Genomic DNA, 18,627 nt, shown 5'->3' with positions numbered 1-18,627 from the left:
GCGCCGCGCGGGCTGCCGCGGCCGCCTCAGCCGCTTCCGCAGCTGCCCGTGCCGCGCGGCGTTCACTGACTGGCGCTTGCGGCGCATCGCCGGCCCCCACCGGGGACTGCTGCTGCGGCTGGGCGGGTGCCGTATGGGCGGTCCAAGCCTTCCCGTCCCAGTAGCGCAGCTGGGCCACGTTCTCTGGATTCGGGTACCAATTGGCCGGCACGGCTTGCGGTTGCTCTGACGACATTGTGACTCCATGGATTCCGCGCGCTCAATGCGGGCGAGGTGTGCTCGACACGGCGTGATCGGTAGTCCCCTACAAACCGTCCTCGTCGATGCGCTCCAGGCGGGCAGATCGGCGAGGCACGGAAGCGCACGCTGGCTTCCGGTGTGATTGATGTCTACCAGATGAGTCGACCGACTTGGGGACATGACGGCCACGGCATCGCGCGGATGTCGCCCGGGCAACGTCCGATGCTTCATGGAACACTGGGAAATCGAGCTGGATCGATCAGAACAGGGAGCCGTTACCGATGCGCACACTCGAAGTCGTCGCGGCCGTGATCGCAGTCGGCGATACCGTGCTCGCCTGCCGTCGTGCGCCGGATCGGTCCTCCGGCGGCAAGTGGGAGTTCCCCGGCGGCAAGGTCGAGCCAGGGGAGAGCCCGGCCGATGCGCTGGTGCGCGAGATCCGCGAGGAGCTCGATGTGGACATTCGCGTCGGAGAGCTCCTGGACCGCTCGACGACCGTCATGGGTGATGTGGCCATCGATCTCGCGTGCTATTCGGCCACACTCGTCGGTCCGGCTCCGACGACAAGCACCGACCATGACGAGCTGCGCTGGCTCGCACCCGGTGAGCTCCCTGCCCTCGACTGGGCGAACCCGGACCTGCCGCTCGTCAAGCGCCTCACGTCCGGACGACCCTACAGAGGAACCGCGCCCAGCGAACGCCCACAGGACGCATAGGAACGGCATAGGAAGCACCAAGGCCCCGGCGAGGGGGCACTGGTGCACTAGCTCCAACGCACACCAGCGAAAGGAGCTCCCCATGAACGACCGCACGCGCACCACCGACGGCAGCACTGACATCGGCACGAAGCCCCACACCGCCGACGGCGCAACGACTCCAACGGGAACGGCAGCGAACACAGCGACGAACCCCGAGAACTCGACAGGCCCGGCAGGCCTGACAGACCCGGCTGACCTCACAGACCTCACTGACGCACGCTGGCGCGACGAGGCCGGCAACGTCATCGACGAGGACGATCGCGGTCTCGTCTACGACATCCGGACGCTCATCGACCGCCGCCGCATCTTCGGGCTGTTCGGCGGGATCGCTGGAGCGACCCTGCTCGCCGCCTGCTCGAGCCCCACGGCGTCAAGCATCCCGACAGCAACCACAGGGGGCACGGCGAGTGCAACACCGTCCGCGAACCCGAGCACGACCGCAGACGCCAGCGGCCCCGTCACCGAGGTCCCCGACGAGACCGCGGGTCCGTACCCGGCCGACGGATCGAACGGAGTCGACGTGCTCGACGACTCCGGCATCGTCCGCACCGACATCCGCTCCAGCTTCGGATCGACGACCACAACGGCCGAGGGCGTGCCGCTCACCATTCAGCTCGGCGTCCGCGACGCATCCACCGGCAACGCCCTCGCCGGCGCCGCCGTCTACCTGTGGCACTGCGACCGCGATGGCGAGTACTCGCTGTACGGCCAAGGCTCCGCGAAGAACGAGAACTACCTCCGCGGCGTCCAACAGGTCGACGCCAACGGCCTCGTCACCTTCACCTCGATCTTCCCCGCCGCCTACTCAGGCCGCTGGCCGCACATCCACTTCGAGGTGTACTCCGACGTCGCGACCGCCGTCGCCTCCGGACCCATCGTCAAGACGTCGCAGATCGCCCTCCCGAAGGAAGCGTGCGACCTCGTCTACGCGACGACGGGCTACGAACAGAGCGTCCGCAACCTCGCCCAGACGAGCCTCACCAAGGACATGGTCTTCGGCGACGACGGCGGCATCCGCCAGATCGCCACGATGTCCGGGTCGGTCGCATCCGGGTACACCGCGGCGCTCACCATCGGCGTGTAGCACGGCCCACACCCACGCATACCGAACGAAAGGAACGAACCGATCATGGGACTCCTCAGCAACCTCACCGGCTGGCACGCCCTCATCATCGTCGGCGTCGTCGTGCTCCTCTTCGGCGCCCGAAAACTCCCGTCGCTCGCGCGCAGCATCGGACAATCGATGCGCATCCTCAAGGAGGAATTGCCATCGCGGGCACGGGACGATCCGGCCGGTGATCCGCAGAAGAGGTGAATCCCAGAAGCACCAATGCATCACCGCAGCGTCGTGACCTGTGGGATTTCGGCATGCGCTCTCCACAGGGATGTTAACAGGCTCAGATCGTTGCGGGGACTGGGATCCAGGCCCATTGTTCACAGAGTTATCCACAGTTGTCCACAGGGTTATACACACTGTGCCAACAGGGTTGTCCACAAGCGTGTGGAGAACTCTGTGGGAAGTGGGAAGTGCCCTTCGACAGGCTCAGGGACCGGGACACGGACGCGGTTGAGGGCCCTTCGACAGGCTCAGGGACCGAAGGAGCTAGACGCGCGCAGCGACCTTGCGGGCACGCGCATCCAGGAGGGCGAAGACGAGCGCCAACGCTACGAAGCCGATCGTGACGAACGTGCTGTTGCGGTAGGCGTCGTGATAGACCGCGAGGTCCGGGGAGCCCGAGGCGGACGTCCGTTCCGAGTAGACGGTCGCGTAGAACGTGGCAGTCGCCGCAGCGAGACCGACGGCCGTTCCGATGCGCTGACCCAGCTGCCCGATCGAACCGGCGACACCTCCCGACTCCACCGGAACATCGGCCAACGTCAACGTCTGGTTCGGCGAGATCACGGCACCGCCGCCGATGCCGGCCACGAGCATCGCCCCGGCCATCGCGAACGGCGTCACCTCTGGCGGAGTCACGAACGCGAGGAGCGAGTTCGTCGCGAACCCGATGACGACGAGGACCAACCCGCCGACCACGAGCGGCCGCCCGATCCGATCCACGACGCGCCCGCTCAGGAACGAGCTCACCGCTGAAGCGAGCGCGAACGGGATCGTGATCATGCCCGCGAACACCGGCTCGAGACCCAATCCCTGCTGCACGAAGAGCGTGAGCGTCAGGAACGTCGCCGGCATCGCCGCGAAGTAGCTCGTACTGATAAGGATGCCGTTGCGATAGCTGTTCGTCTGGAACAGCGAGAAGTCGACGACCGGCGTCCTGCCGTTCCGCAGATAACGCCCCTCCCACATCGCGAACAGGGCGGCGAAGACGCCGAAGAGGACGAGCAGCCACCATCGCGCCGGATTGTCGCTCGGCGAACCCGTCGTCAGCACGAACGGCACCATGAGGGACAGGACCGCGAGACCGAGGAGGACGATGCCGATGGGATCGAGCGACCCGCCGCCCTTGTGCGGTTGCTGCTTCGGGAGCAGGCGCGCGGCGATCGGCAGCAGGATGGCGGCGAGCGGGACGTTCATCCAGAAGAGGAGCGTCCACCCGGTCTCCGGGCCGCCGATCGCGATGAGGAGACCGCCGAGGGTCGGCCCGAACGCCGTGGAGAGACCGATGATCGCACCGAAGAGACCGAACGCACGGCCCCGCTCCGGCCCGACGAACAGTTGCTGGATCAGCCCGAGCACCTGCGGCATGAGGAGGCCGGCGGCGATGCCCTGCAGGATGCGACCGCCGACGAGGACCGCGACGCTCGGCGCGACCGCACACACGAGACTGGCCGCGCCGAAGACGCTGAGGCCGATGAGGAACATCCGACGACGCGAGTGCAGGTCGCCGTATCGACCGGCTGGTACGAGCACGAGTCCGAACGCGAGGGCGTACCCGGCGACGATCAGCTGCAACGCCGTCGGCCCCGCATCGAGAGCCTTCTCGATCGACGGCAGACCCACGTTGACCTTCGACAGATCAAGAATCGTGAGGGCTGCGACGGCGACGCACACCGCGAAAGTCCTCCACCTGGTCGAGTGGTTGGCGGATGCGATCTCGTCAGTCATCGCCGCCAGCCTATGCCTGGGCCTCGTCACGCAGACAGGCCTTGCACCATCGCGATGTCATCGGTACGGGCGCACGAGCGGGCCTGCCACCAGCCGAATGACGCGCGGATCAGGCGTCGATCGCACCCCCATCACGCACGATTCCGCCGGAAAACGAGCCAACACGCCCGGATTGACAAGCGCGGCCCCATGCCGCGATACCCTCAAGATATGTACATGGAAGGCCCGCGCGGGCTGCGAAACCCCGAGGCACTGGCCGAACGACAAGCGATGCTCGAGGAATCGGCTGCAACTCAGCCCCTCCGCGAGTGGACGGACAGCATGATCGCCCGTCGGATCGGACGCCAGACCGACCTCCTCCTGCCCAACTTCGACCCGGCTGATGCAGCCGTCGAAGCCAAGACGATGATCCTCCTCGACGCCCCCGGCACGCTCGTCCCGGACAGCGCCGAGCGCCCCGGCTCCGGCTTCGCGTCGGTCGACAACGATGACCCCACCGCAGAGAACCTCTGGAACCTCCGCAACGACCTCGGTCTCGAGCACGTCGTCGTGTGGAACATCGTGCCGTGGTACCTCGCCCCTGGACGCAAGAAGCCCAACGCGGCCGAGCTCGCCCAGGGCGCCATGGAACTCCGGGGCCTGCTGCCGATCCTCCGCAAGCTCCGCGTCGTCGTCCTCTGCGGACCGCACGCACAAGAGGGCTGGTGGAAGCACGTCGAGCCGTTCCTCGGGAACACGTACAGCGCGTTCAACGCACCGCACCCGTCCCCGCTCGCGCTCAAGCAGCCCGGCCGACGCGACGAGATCGAACGCACCTTCGCTCGCGCCAAGCAGGTCGCCGGCTAACACCCACGTTGGGTGTCGGGCCGGGCGAGAACGTCGGGCCGGGCCCGACACCTCGCGGGGTACCGCTCTAACAGCATCACCTGCTTCACCTGCACTGCCGCTACACCGCACGCCCGGCCTCACCACGCCTCTCCGCACGATCCGCTCTCCGCGCCACCAACATCGCCAGCACCAGCACCGCGATTCACCGGTGCACGTTTCACGTGAAACATCAGAAACGCAGTCGAGTGGTGTCTTCCCGAGATTCGCAGCGATTCCGGCCTCCGCGAGCACAACGCCCTCGTGATCTGAACGGCTGCTCGATCCATCGGATCCGCACCGAACCCGATGCTTCCGCTCCTCTCCGCACCCGCACGGGCAGTCACGCTTCGTGCTCGGTAGGCTCATCGGATGGATCAGACAGCGATGTCCCCCGCCAGCGCCCCCGGTGTCCGCCGCATCGACGATCTCGACGTCGCTCCGATCGCCTACGGCACAGCCGGTCTCGTCTTCACCGAGGGCATGGACGATGCAGGTCGCGAAGCATCCTTGCGTGCCGCCATCGAGTCCGGATTCACACTGTTCGACACGGCCCTCGCGTACTCCTGGGCCGGCGAACCGCATTCGGGGGAGCGCTTCGTCGCCGACGCGCTTCGTCGACTCGGGGTGCTCGATGAGGTCACGCTCGTCACCAAGGGCGGCCACTTCCGCACTGCAGACGGTGGGATCCCGATCGACGGGCGCCCCGAAGCGATCCACGAGCACTGCCGCGGCAGCCTCGACGCGCTCGGTGTCGACCGCATCGACCTCTACCTGCTCCACTGGCCTGATCCGGCGGTCCCGATCGAGGACAGCGTTGGCGCGCTCCGCGAGCTGCAGGAGGCCGGACTCGTCCGTCGCATCGGGCTCTCCAACGTCACGATCGACCAGCTACAGCGCGCGTCCGGCATCGCCCGCATCAGCGCAGTCCAGAATCGGTACCTCCTCGGCGGCGACGAGGATGCGATGCTCGCGCACACGCAGGCGAACGGCATCGGCTACCTGGGATACTCGCCGCTCGGACTCGTCGCCGACTGGGCCGCATTCTCGGTTCGTCCAGACATCGCGGAGATTCTCACGCGCACCGATACGACTGCTCAGCAGCTCGTGATGGCGTGGCTGCTCGCACGTGGACCCGGCCTCGTGCCGGTCAGCGGTGCCACGCGGCCGTCGACGGTCCGCGCGACCGCCGCCGCGGCATCGCTCGAACTCGTGCCATCCGACATCGACACCCTCACCGCCGCCCTCGTCGCGGCCACCCCGCGCTGAGGCCTGTTCACAACTCAGGAGGGCTGCGGCGTGTCGCCCGCGACACGCCGGCGCACGCCACCGACACGCCGGGACGCTCCTGAGTTGTGAACACACAGAGGAGGCGGGAGGTGGCAGCAACAGCACGCGCACCAGGCCGGTCGCCGCACCGGTTCACGTGCGCGGCATACCCGCGATCAGACGCAGCAGCTGGTCCTCATCGACGATCGGGATGCCGTACTGGCGGGCCTTCCGCGCTTTACCGGAGAGGCTGTCGACGTCTGCCGCCACGAGCAGCCGAACCTTCTTGGTGATGCCGTTCCACGGGATCACGTCACGCGAGAGCAGGAGATCCTCGTAGTGCGAACGCGGGTACGTCAGCTGACCGGTGAGGACCACCTGGTCCCCACGGTTCAGGGCAAACGTCGGCGGCGCTGGCGCCTCGACGACGACCTCGGGCGGAGCGCTCAACGCGGACGTGACGCTCGCGTCGTCGAGGTCGAGGACCAGCGCGACGTGAGCGAGTTCTGCGATCTCCGTCTCGCTCAGTTCGCCATCGGCCCAGGCGACCGCGGCGAGATCGCCGAAGTAGCGTTCGTGCAACCGACGACGGACGCGTTCCCCGATGCCGAGACCGACGGCACGGGCGTGCAGACTGTCCGCCTCCTCGATCGTCAACAGTCCGTCGACGAGGGCGTCGTCGAGTTGCCCGAGGTAGACGGCGTGCGCCTGGGCGCGAGGGGATTCGTCGGGCACCTCGGGGAGCGCCGCCATCGTGCGCTGGAGGAACGTCGGCTGGACCTCGGCGTCGCGGGTCCGCGCCATCCACTCGACCGGCCGGCTCACCGCAGAGGTCGAGCCGGACGCGGAAGCGAGCCCGGACGAGGACGCTGTCACCGTCGTCGCCACCGGCGACACCGGCACCACAGGCACCGTCGGCCACGTCTGGAGGGAGGCGATGCGGTCGTACCGCGCCCATGTCTCGTGCGTGCGGTTGTCGGCGAGGTAGGCGCCGAGCAGTCGTGCGGTCGCTTCGGCGTCGACGACTGCCTCGTGCGCGTTCTCGAGCTCGATGTCGTAGGCCGCGCAGCAGTCGGCGAGGGATCGACCTGCTCCCGGCAGGAATTCGCGTGCGAGCTGCATCGTGCACAGCGCACCGCCCTGCTCGACGGGGGAGACGACGCCGATGCGCTGCAGCTCGGCGCGCAGGAACCGCTCCTCGAACTGTGCGTTGTGCGCGACGACGACACGACCGGCCAGAAGGGCGGTGAGCTGGGGAGCGATGTCGCGGAAGAGCGGTGCACGCATCGCATCACGACCACGGATGCCGTGGATGTGGACCGGGCCGAGGTCACGTTCCGGGTTGACGACGGTCTCCCACCGGCCCTCGATCTCGCCGGTCGGCCCGACGTGCACGACGGCGACTTCGACCACCCGGTGATGGTATTCCGGAGCGAACCCCGTGGTCTCGAAATCGATGACCGCGAACCCGTGATCGGGCATGTGTGTGCTCCTTGCCTGGCGAGCCGCGTGGTGGGGCGCGGCCGTTCCGCCATCCAAACTACCCGGCCCTCGGATGGGGGTCGCGCTGCCGAGCCGACGGATCACTGATGGACGGTTGTGGGACACCGGACGCACACACGCGATGCGAATCAGACCGATGCGCCCGGCAAGCTGGCATCTTCTGGATTGTTCTAGTAACTTATAGAACATGTTGTTCCGCATCGATCACGGCTCGTCCGTCTCGCTGTCGACCCAGATCGTCGAGCAGGTTCGCGCGGCGATCGCCGACGGCACCCTGCAACCGGGGGAGCGGCTTCCCCCTGCGCGCGACCTGGCGACCGCGCTCGACATCAACATGCACACCGTCCTGCGGGCCTACGGCACCCTGCGCGACGCACACATCATCGACATGCGGCAGGGGCGCGGGGCCTGGGTCCGTGCCGATGCGATCGATGCCGATGCCGCGGCGGCGCGCCTTCGCGTCGCGGAACTCGCCGACCGCTTCGTCGCCGAAGCGAACAAGATCGGACTCTCGAAAGCCGAGATCCTGCACCTGATCGGAGCATCATGAGCACACCCGACCAGAACGACGACCGCCGGATGGACGGCGGCTCCGACAGCGACGCGCATGGAGCCGAGAGCGCGGCGGCTCCAGGCACTCCCACGTCGGCACAGCTGCCGAGGCGCATCCTCGCCCTCGTGGCTCTCTGGGTGCCATCCATCGCACTCCTGATCGGCTGGGTGGCTTGGTCAGACGCCCTCCCGGACACCTTGCCGATGCACTGGTCCGGCGACGGAGCCCCAGACGGATTCGGCGGAACGACGGCGGTGTTCGTCGGCTCGATCATCGTCGCAGGGGTCGCGGCACTCGTCGGCACACTCGTCGCGGTGCTGCCCGTCGTCCGACCGATCTACCGCCGAGGCACGCTCTTCTTCACGGGTCTCGCCGCCGGCATCGGAGCCGTCAGCTGGTTGCTCGCCGCAGCGCTGACCTTGGGTGCGGACGGCGATCCGACCGCCGCCGCGCTCGGCCCGTGGCTCTTCCTGCCGCTTGCAGCCTCGCTGTGGGGCCTGATCCCGTACTTCCTGCAGCCGCGAGCGCCGAAGTCCGGACAGACACGTGAAGCCGCGACGCCCCTCCACCTCGGAGCGGACGAGACCGGCGCTTGGAGCCGAGCGACGAACGGCGCAGTGTTCATGGTGATGCTGTTGCTCCTCGTCGCGGTCGTCTGCGTCCTGCTCGTCCCACTGTTCCTCTCCCAGGACGGGTTCGGCGCGATCGCCGGCATCGCGTTCACCTTGCTCATCGCGCTGCTCGCACTCGCGTTCGTCCGGGTCCGGGTCACGGTCGACCGTCGTGGGCTGCGGGTGCTCTCGGGCACGCTCGGCCTGCGTGTCAAGCACATTCCGCTCGACGAGATCGAGTCCGTGGAGGCGGATCAGCTCGTGCCGATGCAGTGGGGCGGCTGGGGCTACCGGTTCATGCCGGGTCGGAGCGCGGTCATCGTTCGCGGTGGCGAGGGCCTCGTCGTGACGCGGACGAACGGCAACCTGTTCGCGGTGTCGACGAACGATGCGCGCACCGCGGCCGGACTGCTCGTCGCCCTCCGCGACCGGCAGGCGCTCGGCAACGGGTGACGCCTGTGCGGACCGTGAGTGCGGAACCGGGACATCCGGGCCCGCGCCTCCTACTTCCCTACAACTCCACGGTGAGGAGCGGGCGCAGGTAGCGTCGCGTCTCCGCGGCCATGTCGAGCGCGTCCCGACGCAGCAACCACTGCAGCTGCAGGCCGTCCATGAGTGCGATGACGGCACGAGCGCTGCCGTCGGGGTCCACGCCGTCAGCGAGCTGTCCGGCATCGCGCATCGCACGGAACGCGTTCGAGATGCCGCTGAACATCCACTCGTAGCGCTGCACGAAATGCTCGTGGGCGGGATGTTCCACCGATGTCGCCTCGGCCGACAGCACGCAGTGGAGCTCGACGAGACCGGGTACGCGGGCGTTGTACTCCACCAGACGCACGAGTCCGCGGATCGTCTCGATGCCGGCGTCGAGTTCCACGCCGGCGTTCACGCGGTCCCGTTCATCGCGGAAGGCGAGGACGGCGGCGAGGAGCTCGTTCTTGTTCGCGAAGTGGTGCAGCAGCCCCGCCTGGCTCATGCCGACCCGCGCGGCGATCTCGCGGATCGAGCCGCTGCGGAAACCGTGCTCGGCGAAGACGTCGATGCCGGCCTCGAGGATGTCCTGTCGGCGGGCGGCTGTCTTCGCGTAGCTGCCGCGCGGCTTCCCCACGGCCGGGGTGCTCGTGGCCGGACCGCCCGTTGCCGGACCGCCCGTTGCCGACGTGCCCATCGGGCCGCCTGCGTCCGCGGTCGACCCCGCTGTGCTCGTCCTACCCGTGCCGCTCATCCTGCGACTCTAGCGCCGGAGCCGGGTGACGCTCGACCTGTCCGTTCCCGCAAGGCCACGCAGCACAGCCACGCACGACAGCCACCGAACCTTCTCCTGCCCGACACCTCGACAGGAGCGCAAGGCCCTGGCCAGAGCGGTCAACGCTCCGTAGGCTGACGCCATGGCAGACGCAGACGCACGTGCCCTTCCAACCGCGACCAACCGAACCGCAGACCGAACCGCAGACCAGACCCCAGGCCGCATCGCAGACACGGCCGCAGCATCGAGTTCTCCACCGGATCTCACCGTGGTCGATGCCTGGTGGCGGGCGGCCAACTACCTCTCTGTCGGTCAGATTTACCTGCTCGACGATCCGCTCCTCGAACACCGCCTGACGCCTGCGGACATCAAGCCGCGGCTACTCGGCCACTGGGGAACCACACCCGCGCTCAACCTCGTCTGGGCGCACCTCAACCGCGCGATCATCGAGCGCGACCTCGACACCATCTACATCGCCGGCCCCGGTCACGGCGGTCCGGGGGTCGTCGCCAACGCCTGGCTCGACGGCACCTACTCCGAGCTGTTCTCCGACATCACCCCGGACCGCGACGGCATGCAGCGCCTCTTCCGCCAGTTCTCGTTCCCGGGCGGCATCCCCTCGCACGCTGCGCCGGAGACGCCAGGCAGCATCAACGAGGGCGGAGAGCTCGGCTACTCCCTCGTGCACGCGTACGGGGCCGCGCTCGACAACCCGGATCTCCTCGTCGCGTGCGTCATCGGAGACGGCGAAGCGGAGACCGGCACCCTCGCATCGAGCTGGCACCTGAACAAGTTCCTGAATCCGGCGACCGATGGCGCGGTGCTGCCGATCCTGAACCTCAACGGGTACAAGATCGCCAACCCGACCCTCCTCGCCCGCATCCCCGAGGAGGAGTTGCTCGAACTCTTCCGCGGCTACGGCTACTCGCCGCGCATCGTCGCGGGCGGGTACGACGGCGAGGATCCGATGCTCGTGCACGCTCGGTTCGCCGAAGCACTCGACACCGCGCTCGACGACCTCGACTTCCTGCAGTGCCAGGCGCGCGACGAGGGCAACCTCGATCGCCCCGCCTGGCCCATGCTCATCCTCCGCACGCCGAAGGGGTGGACCGGTCCGCGGGAGGTCGACGGGCTTCCGGTCGAGAACACCTGGCGTGCCCACCAGGTGCCGCTTTCCGGCGTCCGCGACAACCCCGAGCACCTCGAACAGCTGCAGGGGTGGCTCGAGTCCTATCGGCCCGGCGAGCTGTTCGACGCCGATGGTGCACCCGCCGAATTCCTCGCGGCGAACCGTCCCTCGGGCATTCGGCGGATGAGCGACAACCCGAACGCGAACGGCGGCCTGCTGCTGCGAGCCCTGCGACTTCCGGGCCTGGCGCCTCACGCCGTCGACGTCGAGCTGCAGCGGGGAACCATCGCGGAACCGACGCGGCTCCTCGGCGGGTGGTTGCGCGATGTGATGGCCGCGAACCCGGAGAGCTTCCGGCTGTTCGGCCCGGACGAGGTCGCATCGAATCGCCTCGACGACGTCTACGAAGTGACCGCGAAGGCCTGGCAGGGCGAAGTCCTCCCCACCGACGAGCACCTCGCGCACGAGGGCCGCGTCATCGAAATCCTCAACGAGAACCTCGCGCAGGGTCTCCTCGAGGGCTACCTGCTGACCGGCCGACACGGCCTCTTCACCTCCTACGAAGCCTTCATCCACATCGTCGATTCGATGTTCAACCAGTACGCGAAGTGGTTGGAATCGGCGGCGGAGGTGGATTGGCGCAGGCCCATCGCATCGTTCACGTACCTCCTGTCGTCGCACGTGTGGCGGCAGGATCACAACGGCTTCTCGCATCAGGACCCCGGATTCCTGAACCATGTCGTCAACAAACAGTCGAGTGTTGTCCGCGTGTACCTGCCGCCGGACGCGAACACCCTCCTCGTCACCGCCGAGCACTGCCTGCGGACGCGCGACTACGTGAACGTCATCGTGGCGGGGAAGCAGCCCGGACCGTCGCTCCTGAGCTTGGAGGAAGCACGCGAGCATGGCGCCCGCGGGCTCGGGATCTGGGACTGGGCCGGCACCGAGGTCGCAGGAGAGGAGCCGGACGTCGTCCTCGCCTGCGCCGGCGACATCCCGACGATCGAGGCGATGGCGGCAGCCCAGATCCTGAAGCGCGAACTTCCGGACCTCCGGGTGCGTTTCGTGAACGTCGTCGACCTCATGCGCCTGCAGGACAGCACCGAGCACCCGCACGGACTCACCCACGAAGCGTTCGACGGCGTCTTCACGCGCGACAAGCCGGTGGTGTTCGCATTCCACGGCTACCCGTCGCTCATCCACCAGCTCACGTATCGCAGAGCCGGCCACGCGAACCTGCATGTGCGCGGTTTCAAGGAGCGCGGTACGACGACAACCCCGTTCGACATGCTCATGCTCAATGACCTCGACCGGTTCCGGCTCGTGATGGATGTCATCCATCGCGTTCCCGGTCTCGAAGCGCGGTACGGCGCGCTCTCGCAGCGCATGGACGACGAACGTATGCGCCATCGGGCATATACCCGTGAACACGGCGAGGACCCGGCCGACGTGTCTGGCGTCCTCGGGCTGCCGTTCGTCGTCGGCGAGGCGCGAACAGATGCGACGGGCGACGACAACGGGTGACGCGCTCCCGTCGCTGGCGTGCGGGCTCTGTTCACAACTCAGGAGGCCCTCGGCGTGTCCGGCCGGCGCCTCGGCGCGCCGGCCGCGACACGCCGGAACGCTCCTGAGTTGTGAACACCACCACCCGGTCGATGCACAGGCAACCCACCTACTGTTGGGTGATGAAGCGACGCCCCATCGAACCCATCTACAGCACGGCCGTCGGCGCAGGACGTGCGCTGTTCGGGGCGTGGAGACTCAAACGCCACGCGACCGGCCTGGAGCACATCCCGGACACGGGTGGAGCGGTCATCGCGATGACGCACTTCGGCTATCTGGAGTTCGCCCTCGTCGAGTGGGCGACCGTCCTTCACAACAAGCGACGCATCCGCTTCATGGCGAAGAAGGGGGCGTTCGACAAGCCCGTCGTCGGCTGGCTGTTGCGAGGCATGCACCACATCTCGGTCGACATGAAAGCTGGAGCCGCCGCGTACGCGAACGCCATCGCCGCTCTCCGCAGCGGTGAACTGATCGGCGTCTTCCCCGAGGCCGGCGTGAGCGCATCGTTCACCGTCCGTGACCTCAAGTCCGGCGCCGTCCGCCTCGCGTCGGAAGCCAACGTGCCGATCATCCCCGTCGCCGTGTGGGGCGGCCAGCGGCTCATGACGAAGAATCACAAGGTCGGTTTCCGCGAGCGGTTCGGCGTCCCCGTGCACTTCGCATTCGGCGAGCCGATGACGGTCACCGCGAACGATGACATCGCCGAGAAGACGCTCGAGCTGCGGGCGCGGATGCAGACGATGGTCGACGAGCTGCAGACCTCCTACCCGGTCGATGGGACCGGCAAGTGGTGGCAGCCGCGGCACCTGGGCGGAACGGCGCCGACGCCGGAGGAGGCCGCTGCGGCCGACCTCGAACGCGACCGCCGCCGCGAGGCGAAGGCCCTCGCCGCGCGTTCCGCCGCCCGCTGATCGGAGCGGGAGACGACTAGTCTGTGTGAGTCCCACGCACACTGAGGAGTCGCATGCCCAGCACCACGAAACGGCACTGGTGGCTGCCTCGATGGCTGCAGCGGAAACGGCCGGCCGTTGCGACTGGGCCCGCCGTCGAGGCGAATCCTGAGGCTGTTCCGGCCACAGCAACGGCCGTCGAGGCGACTCCGCCAGCGGCTCCCGTGGAGCCCGCCGCGCCGCTCGTCGCTGAGAAATCGATCGCAGCGACGAGCGATGTGAAATCGGTTCCGTCGGATGCTGCCGAGCCGTCGACCACGGACCGCACGCCGACTCCGATGCCGACGCCGGACTCCGCAACTGCACCCGGACCCGCACCCACCATCGTCGTGACCGACTTCATCGTCGCCGATGACGGCATCGTGGCGGCGCAGTCGACGCTCGACGACCCGGCCTCTGCGGCCCCGCTCGTGGCCCGCATCGCGACGGCCGTCCTCGCCACGGAGGGCCCGATCCCGCTCCTCCGTCTCGTGTCGACGGTTGCGCGACGGCTCGGGTACAGCCGCATCGGCGACACCCGTCGTCAGGACTTGACGACCCTGGTCACAGCCGCTTTCCCGGTCGTCGACGGCTTCGTCTGGCCGTCTGGCGTCACACCCGAGACGTGGTCGGAGGTGCGGCGAACGGCGTCCCGTGAGGACCGTGAGGTCACCGAGATCAGCCCCGCCGAGATCGGGAACGCGATGCGCCTCGTCCTGCAGTCCGGCCCCCGCGATCGTGACGCGCTCGTCCGGGAGACGGCCGATGTCCTCGGCTACGGCCGGCTCGGAGAATCGCCTCGCCGCTGGCTCGAGCTCGCACTGACGGCCGCCGTCTCGCAGGGCCCCATCATCGCTGACGGCGACGCATACCGCTTGCCCTGAACCGAGTCGTTCAGTCGCCCTCAGGCGAATCGCTTCACAGGCCCGCACACTCGGGCGCGATCACGGCGGGTGGCCGCCGCATCCGAAGCCCGGACGCCCGCAACTGGGATGCGAGTTCCGTGCTTCGTCGGGTGATGGGGCGGTTCGCGATCGCGCCCGGTGTTTCGGGCGGTACACCAACAGCACTCAGCTTGGCCCTGTCCGAAGGTTCCGGCATCGGGGACAGCACCCCTCATCACACCCGGGCACGCCCCATACGAATATCGCCCTGATCGGCCGGATGTCAACCCCCACCCCTCGAAGTGACCCGCGGCACTGCGGCGAGTACCGTCGTTTCCGATGGCTCCGGAAAAGAATTTCGGAACACATCGTGACGAATCGCTCTCGCGTTCCGTCTCATCAGTAGACCGGACATCCCGGACACGAAGGAGGCACGACATGAGTGCATCGGACAAGATCCAGAACGCTGCCGAAGACCTCGGCGGCAAGGCGAAGGAAGCATTCGGCAAGGCCACCGGCGACGACAGCAAGGTCGCCGAGGGTAAGGCGCAGCAGGCGAAGGCCGACGTCAAGAAGGCCGGCGAAAACGTCAAGGACGCTTTCAAGGACTAGTCGAATCGCGTGTTGCCCCCGCCGAGACGCGGGGGCATCCGCATGTCACGACCCTTTCGATCATCACATCGCCGCGACACGATCGCGGCTCTCACCATTTGGAGTCCCACATGAGCTTTCTCGGTTTTCTTCTTCTCGGCCTCATCGCCGGTGCCATCGCCAAGGCGATCCTTCCCGGCAAGCAGGGCGGCGGCTGGTTCGTCACGCTGCTCCTCGGCGTCGTCGGCGCGCTCCTCGGCGGCTGGATCGGCGGCGCACTGTTCGGCGTGAACCTGCAGGAGTTCTTCTCCCTCGCGACCTGGGCGCTCGCGATCGGTGGCTCGATCATCGTGCTGCTCATCTACGGCCTGATCGTCGGACGCCGCAAGACGGCGTAGTCGCCGCTCGCAGCTCCATCCGGAATGCCGGTCCCGTCCTCGGGGCCGGCATTCCGTCGTTCAGGCGCCCTCAGACGAAGGTGGGACGCGGAGGGACGAGAGGGACGAACGTGGGCCGGGCGAGACGACCGACCTTCAGTCGCAGCCGATGCCGTCGCCGTCCCGATCGAGGTCGTAGATGTCCCGCCCGATGACGTGCACCGGGCCCTGAACATACGCGGGTCCATTGCCGCTGCCGCCCGCGCAGTCGACATCTGAGGCGATCGGCACGCACACCCAGTCGTAGTTCGGGTCGCAGCCCGCGCCACCACCGCCCGCGACGGGGGCGGGCTGCGGCTCGGCGACCGGCTCCGGGGGAGGTGGGGGCTGGCGTGTGCCGACTGAGGTGACTTCGGCGACCGGCTGCTGGATGACCGTTTTCGACGCGACGACCCGCGCCGTCTCGACGCCGTCTCGCTTCATCACGCGATAGCTCGTCGACTGCTTCCCGTCGACACCAGCGGTGGACACCACCGTCGTACCGACGTCGATCGCCGGGTCCTCGACGGTCGTGCGGGTGAACGGTATGGCGGTGACTTCGGTCACGACCTCGACCGTCGCAGTGCTCGCACTACTCGCGCGTGGGGTCGGAGTGGCACTCGGACCTGTCCCGCCACCGCCTGAGGTGTCCGCCTCCGCGACCAGGCTGACCGGTCGTTGCGGAGCAGGCGCGGCTGTTGCGCCGACGGCGATGCCGCCCACGAGCGTCAGAGCCATGCCAGCCGCGAGAACGACTCCGGCCGTGCCACGGGTCCGGATGCGCAGCCGGTCGAGCTTGCCGTTGGCGACGGCGATCGCACCGATGACGAGTGCCGCGATCCCCGCCATGATCAGCAGACCGCCCAGACCACCGCGCACGACGATCAGGAACAGAACGACTGCGACGATCCAGATGGTCGTCTTCGCGCTCCGCGTCAGCGGACGCTTCGGCGGTGTGGACGTTGGCGGTGTGGACGTTGAGGGTGGCGGTGTCGATGGCGGTGTCGATGGCGATGCACTCGCGAATCCTGCGGACGCCCACGACGCAGGCTGCATCGTCTGAGGCATCGGCGGCATGGCGCTCGTCGCCGCGGTCCACGTGCGGCCGTCCCACCAGCGCACGCGCGTGTGATCGTACGGATCCTGGTACCAGCCCGCTGCCGTGTTCGCCATGCGTCCCCCTCGTCGCCCGCGCTCGCAATCCAACACGCGTCGACCAACTGTGGCGTCTCCGCGTCCTGTTGCTCAACCCCCATTCCGGGTCCGCCCCCAACGGTCACCTGCGACGACTTCGAGCGGAGCGACGTCGCGACGTCCGGCAGTCGGAGGACCTGATCTCGACGCGGGCGGTCGCGAGCGCGGGTCCACGCCGCGAGCGCGAGTCCACGCCGAGAGCGCGGGTCCACGCCGAGAGCGCGGGCCGCCTCGAGCCCTCGGTCGCGGCACAGCATCTGGCTCGCGCGAGCGCATCGCACTGACGCGTCTAGACGAAGCGGATCGTCGTCTGCAGCTTCGTGCGGGTGTCGAAGAGTTCGTTGCCGCCCATCCGATCGATGCCGGGCAGGCCGGAACGCAGAAGATCCGCGAGCCGTGAGCGTGACACGAGGACCGTCACGGGATGACGGCGACCGATGATTTCGAGCGAGTCCTCCAAGGCGTCGTCCGGAACCACGATGACGTACGCCGTGAACTTGACGCGTGCCGCCTTCGCCACAGTCCGGGCGCTCCGCACGAGTGATTTGACGGGTTCTTCGCCGGTGGCCAGGGTTTCGCCGACGATCTCGCCGCGGTGCACCCGGACGGGACCACCCCAGTCCTCCGACTTGATCGCGAACAGACCGGTCGGGCCGAGGACGACGTGGTCGACCTTGTTGTGACCGGGTGCGAGGACATCATGCCAGACCGTGTAGCCGATGCCGAGGGTCGAGACGGTGCGAGCGGTCTCCTCCTCAGCGAGAGCGTTCGCGAGTTCATGACGGATCTCGCGGGGAGCAGACCTGACGAGGGCCGGATCGTACGGGTCGTCGAGCTCCGCCCCGCGGCCCACCCATTCGCGGATGAGCCGCAGGTAGACCTCGCGGGAGTCGCCGCCGGGATGCCCGTACGTGCGGGCGCGGGGGCGCGAATCGGATCGTTGCGTCGAGGAACCGGAAGCACCCGATGAGGCCGTCCACATACTCGGCTCGTCTGTACTGCTCGCCGAACCGGAGGGCGCATTGCGTCCGCGGTCGTACGCTGCGCGATCAGCTTCGGTCCCGACGCGTTCCCACGCGAGCTGCACGGCGTTGAACTGCCGGGCGTTGCCACCCAGGTCGGGGTGCGTCTCGCGCATGAGCTTGCGGTAGGCCCGCCGCAGTTCGTCCTGACTCGCCGTCACGCTCACACCCAGCACCTCGTACGGGGTGGCTGAGAGAGGGCTCTCCGGCATCGTGACTGATCGCTTTCGTGACTGCGGACGGGTATCCAGCTCACGAGACTACCGTGGCGAACTGGCAGGAGGCCCTGACGCACGGCAGATTCAGGGCGAGGATGCCTCGCTCGGTCCGGGCCTGTCTCTGCCTCGACTCACTCCAGCTCCGCGGTATCGATGAGACGGACCCCTGCGTCGTGACTCACGAGCACGGCGCGGGTGGTCACGTCGTGTCGTTCCATCGCCGAACGCAACGTGCCGAGCTTCGACCGTTCGGCCGACGAGAGCGAGGAATCGCCGCGTCGCTCGCTCACGATGATCACGGTGTCCGCGCCAGCATTGATGGCGATTCGCGTCATCGCCCGAGCGAACTGATCGGATTCCATTTTCGGCATATGTACCGGGAGATCCGGAATGGGGAGGAGGACGGGAAGCTGGACGGCGTCCTCGTCGAGGAACGAGAACCAGACTTGCTCCGTGCTGGCCGGTCCGATGAGGTCCGAGAACCGCTCGAGGATGTCGTCGTCGGTGTGGATGGGTGGGATGTTCCGCGCTGCTGCGTTGTGTGCTGTCATCATTCGATGCTGGCCGGTCCGG

At 67.9% G+C, this 18,627-nt stretch carries 19 protein-coding genes; 12 read left to right on the top strand and 7 right to left on the bottom strand.

What is annotated here, in order from left to right; all coding sequences use genetic code 11:
* A partial coding sequence (locus ACQ3HB_RS03440) for a DUF2510 domain-containing protein (protein WP_430917737.1) occupies nt 1-235 on the bottom strand: 235 nt, incomplete at its 3' end.
* 286 nt (nt 236-521) lie between these two features.
* Between ACQ3HB_RS03440 and ACQ3HB_RS03435 the strand changes: the two genes are divergently transcribed.
* From ACQ3HB_RS03435 to ACQ3HB_RS03425, 3 genes are all read left to right on the top strand, one after another.
* Nucleotides 522-956 (top strand): (deoxy)nucleoside triphosphate pyrophosphohydrolase, encoded by a 435-nt coding sequence (locus ACQ3HB_RS03435; protein WP_430917735.1) that lies wholly within the window; start codon nt 522-524, stop codon nt 954-956.
* Between the two features lie 82 nt (nt 957-1,038).
* Nucleotides 1,039-2,082 carry an intradiol ring-cleavage dioxygenase gene (locus ACQ3HB_RS03430; RefSeq protein WP_430917734.1) on the top strand — a complete coding sequence of 348 codons (1,044 nt, stop codon included), beginning with the start codon at nt 1,039-1,041 and terminating at the stop codon, nt 2,080-2,082.
* 45 nt (nt 2,083-2,127) lie between these two features.
* On the top strand, nt 2,128-2,313 hold the full coding sequence (locus tag ACQ3HB_RS03425; protein ID WP_430917732.1) for a twin-arginine translocase TatA/TatE family subunit: 186 nt from the start codon (nt 2,128-2,130) through the stop codon (nt 2,311-2,313).
* A 288-nt stretch (nt 2,314-2,601) separates the two neighbouring features.
* Here ACQ3HB_RS03425 and ACQ3HB_RS03420 read toward each other — a convergent pair whose 3' ends face one another.
* Complete coding sequence (locus ACQ3HB_RS03420) at nt 2,602-4,062, bottom strand: MFS transporter (RefSeq protein ID WP_430917731.1); 1,461 nt, start codon at nt 4,060-4,062, stop codon at nt 2,602-2,604.
* A gap of 210 nt (nt 4,063-4,272) precedes the next feature.
* Between ACQ3HB_RS03420 and ACQ3HB_RS03415 the strand changes: the two genes are divergently transcribed.
* Nucleotides 4,273-4,908: a uracil-DNA glycosylase gene (locus tag ACQ3HB_RS03415; RefSeq protein WP_430917729.1), complete on the top strand. Its 636-nt coding sequence runs from the start codon at nt 4,273-4,275 to the stop codon at nt 4,906-4,908.
* A gap of 390 nt (nt 4,909-5,298) precedes the next feature.
* Nucleotides 5,299-6,195 carry an aldo/keto reductase gene (locus ACQ3HB_RS03410; RefSeq protein WP_430917727.1) on the top strand — a complete coding sequence of 299 codons (897 nt, stop codon included), beginning with the start codon at nt 5,299-5,301 and terminating at the stop codon, nt 6,193-6,195.
* A 153-nt stretch (nt 6,196-6,348) separates the two neighbouring features.
* On the opposite strand, the gene ACQ3HB_RS03405 is transcribed toward ACQ3HB_RS03410, so the two are convergent.
* The gene (locus ACQ3HB_RS03405) at nt 6,349-7,677 is read right to left on the bottom strand and encodes a 3'-5' exonuclease (protein ID WP_430917725.1); all 1,329 of its coding nucleotides are present in this window, start codon (nt 7,675-7,677) and stop codon (nt 6,349-6,351) included.
* A gap of 208 nt (nt 7,678-7,885) precedes the next feature.
* On the opposite strand from ACQ3HB_RS03405, the gene ACQ3HB_RS03400 reads away from it, so the two are divergent.
* The gene (locus ACQ3HB_RS03400; protein ID WP_430917723.1) at nt 7,886-8,248 is read left to right on the top strand and encodes a GntR family transcriptional regulator; all 363 of its coding nucleotides are present in this window, start codon (nt 7,886-7,888) and stop codon (nt 8,246-8,248) included.
* Nucleotides 8,245-9,315, top strand: coding sequence for a DUF1648 domain-containing protein (locus tag ACQ3HB_RS03395; RefSeq protein WP_430917721.1), 1,071 nt, complete (start codon nt 8,245-8,247; stop codon nt 9,313-9,315). Before ACQ3HB_RS03400 ends, ACQ3HB_RS03395 begins: the two co-directional genes overlap by 4 nt.
* A gap of 58 nt (nt 9,316-9,373) precedes the next feature.
* Here the strand turns inward: ACQ3HB_RS03395 and ACQ3HB_RS03390 are convergent, their stop codons facing one another.
* A complete protein-coding gene (locus ACQ3HB_RS03390) occupies nt 9,374-10,087 on the bottom strand; it encodes a TetR/AcrR family transcriptional regulator (protein WP_430917719.1) in 714 nt (237 codons plus the stop codon).
* Nucleotides 10,088-10,250: 163 nt separating this feature from the next.
* On the opposite strand from ACQ3HB_RS03390, the gene ACQ3HB_RS03385 reads away from it, so the two are divergent.
* From ACQ3HB_RS03385 to ACQ3HB_RS03365, 5 genes are all read left to right on the top strand, one after another.
* On the top strand, nt 10,251-12,761 hold the full coding sequence (locus tag ACQ3HB_RS03385; protein ID WP_430917717.1) for a phosphoketolase family protein: 2,511 nt from the start codon (nt 10,251-10,253) through the stop codon (nt 12,759-12,761).
* Between the two features lie 161 nt (nt 12,762-12,922).
* Complete coding sequence (locus ACQ3HB_RS03380; protein ID WP_430917715.1) at nt 12,923-13,711, top strand: lysophospholipid acyltransferase family protein; 789 nt, start codon at nt 12,923-12,925, stop codon at nt 13,709-13,711.
* Nucleotides 13,712-13,764: 53 nt separating this feature from the next.
* The gene (locus ACQ3HB_RS03375) at nt 13,765-14,613 is read left to right on the top strand and encodes a hypothetical protein (protein ID WP_430917714.1); all 849 of its coding nucleotides are present in this window, start codon (nt 13,765-13,767) and stop codon (nt 14,611-14,613) included.
* A 438-nt stretch (nt 14,614-15,051) separates the two neighbouring features.
* Nucleotides 15,052-15,225: a CsbD family protein gene (locus tag ACQ3HB_RS03370; protein ID WP_430917712.1), complete on the top strand. Its 174-nt coding sequence runs from the start codon at nt 15,052-15,054 to the stop codon at nt 15,223-15,225.
* 110 nt (nt 15,226-15,335) lie between these two features.
* Nucleotides 15,336-15,602, top strand: coding sequence for a GlsB/YeaQ/YmgE family stress response membrane protein (locus tag ACQ3HB_RS03365; RefSeq protein ID WP_430917711.1), 267 nt, complete (start codon nt 15,336-15,338; stop codon nt 15,600-15,602).
* Between the two features lie 135 nt (nt 15,603-15,737).
* Here ACQ3HB_RS03365 and ACQ3HB_RS03360 read toward each other — a convergent pair whose 3' ends face one another.
* The 3 genes from ACQ3HB_RS03360 to ACQ3HB_RS03350 form a co-directional block, all read right to left on the bottom strand.
* A complete protein-coding gene (locus ACQ3HB_RS03360; protein ID WP_430917709.1) occupies nt 15,738-16,793 on the bottom strand; it encodes a G5 domain-containing protein in 1,056 nt (351 codons plus the stop codon).
* A gap of 310 nt (nt 16,794-17,103) precedes the next feature.
* Nucleotides 17,104-18,048, bottom strand: a complete 945-nt coding sequence (locus ACQ3HB_RS03355) for a J domain-containing protein (RefSeq protein ID WP_430917707.1) — start codon at nt 18,046-18,048, stop codon at nt 17,104-17,106.
* Nucleotides 18,049-18,185: 137 nt separating this feature from the next.
* On the bottom strand, nt 18,186-18,605 hold the full coding sequence (locus ACQ3HB_RS03350; RefSeq protein ID WP_430917705.1) for a hypothetical protein: 420 nt from the start codon (nt 18,603-18,605) through the stop codon (nt 18,186-18,188).
* Nucleotides 18,606-18,627 lie beyond the last annotated feature (22 nt).

The organism is Plantibacter lichenum (assembly GCF_050587525.1).
Classification (GTDB): domain Bacteria; phylum Actinomycetota; class Actinomycetes; order Actinomycetales; family Microbacteriaceae; genus Plantibacter.
This window is presented reverse-complemented; position numbering and strand designations above follow the sequence as displayed.

Coding starts and splice junctions, on each gene's coding strand:
- ACQ3HB_RS03435 (WP_430917735.1), top strand. CDS start 522: ATGCGCACACTCGAAGTCGTCGCGGCCGTGATCGCAGTCGGCGATACC.
- ACQ3HB_RS03430 (WP_430917734.1), top strand. CDS start 1,039: ATGAACGACCGCACGCGCACCACCGACGGCAGCACTGACATCGGCACG.
- ACQ3HB_RS03425 (WP_430917732.1), top strand. CDS start 2,128: ATGGGACTCCTCAGCAACCTCACCGGCTGGCACGCCCTCATCATCGTC.
- ACQ3HB_RS03420 (WP_430917731.1), bottom strand. CDS start 4,062: ATGACTGACGAGATCGCATCCGCCAACCACTCGACCAGGTGGAGGACT.
- ACQ3HB_RS03415 (WP_430917729.1), top strand. CDS start 4,273: ATGTACATGGAAGGCCCGCGCGGGCTGCGAAACCCCGAGGCACTGGCC.
- ACQ3HB_RS03410 (WP_430917727.1), top strand. CDS start 5,299: ATGGATCAGACAGCGATGTCCCCCGCCAGCGCCCCCGGTGTCCGCCGC.
- ACQ3HB_RS03405 (WP_430917725.1), bottom strand. CDS start 7,677: ATGCCCGATCACGGGTTCGCGGTCATCGATTTCGAGACCACGGGGTTC.
- ACQ3HB_RS03400 (WP_430917723.1), top strand. CDS start 7,886: ATGTTGTTCCGCATCGATCACGGCTCGTCCGTCTCGCTGTCGACCCAG.
- ACQ3HB_RS03395 (WP_430917721.1), top strand. CDS start 8,245: ATGAGCACACCCGACCAGAACGACGACCGCCGGATGGACGGCGGCTCC.
- ACQ3HB_RS03390 (WP_430917719.1), bottom strand. CDS start 10,087: ATGAGCGGCACGGGTAGGACGAGCACAGCGGGGTCGACCGCGGACGCA.
- ACQ3HB_RS03385 (WP_430917717.1), top strand. CDS start 10,251: ATGGCAGACGCAGACGCACGTGCCCTTCCAACCGCGACCAACCGAACC.
- ACQ3HB_RS03380 (WP_430917715.1), top strand. CDS start 12,923: ATGAAGCGACGCCCCATCGAACCCATCTACAGCACGGCCGTCGGCGCA.
- ACQ3HB_RS03375 (WP_430917714.1), top strand. CDS start 13,765: ATGCCCAGCACCACGAAACGGCACTGGTGGCTGCCTCGATGGCTGCAG.
- ACQ3HB_RS03370 (WP_430917712.1), top strand. CDS start 15,052: ATGAGTGCATCGGACAAGATCCAGAACGCTGCCGAAGACCTCGGCGGC.
- ACQ3HB_RS03365 (WP_430917711.1), top strand. CDS start 15,336: ATGAGCTTTCTCGGTTTTCTTCTTCTCGGCCTCATCGCCGGTGCCATC.
- ACQ3HB_RS03360 (WP_430917709.1), bottom strand. CDS start 16,793: ATGGCGAACACGGCAGCGGGCTGGTACCAGGATCCGTACGATCACACG.
- ACQ3HB_RS03355 (WP_430917707.1), bottom strand. CDS start 18,048: ATGCCGGAGAGCCCTCTCTCAGCCACCCCGTACGAGGTGCTGGGTGTG.
- ACQ3HB_RS03350 (WP_430917705.1), bottom strand. CDS start 18,605: ATGACAGCACACAACGCAGCAGCGCGGAACATCCCACCCATCCACACC.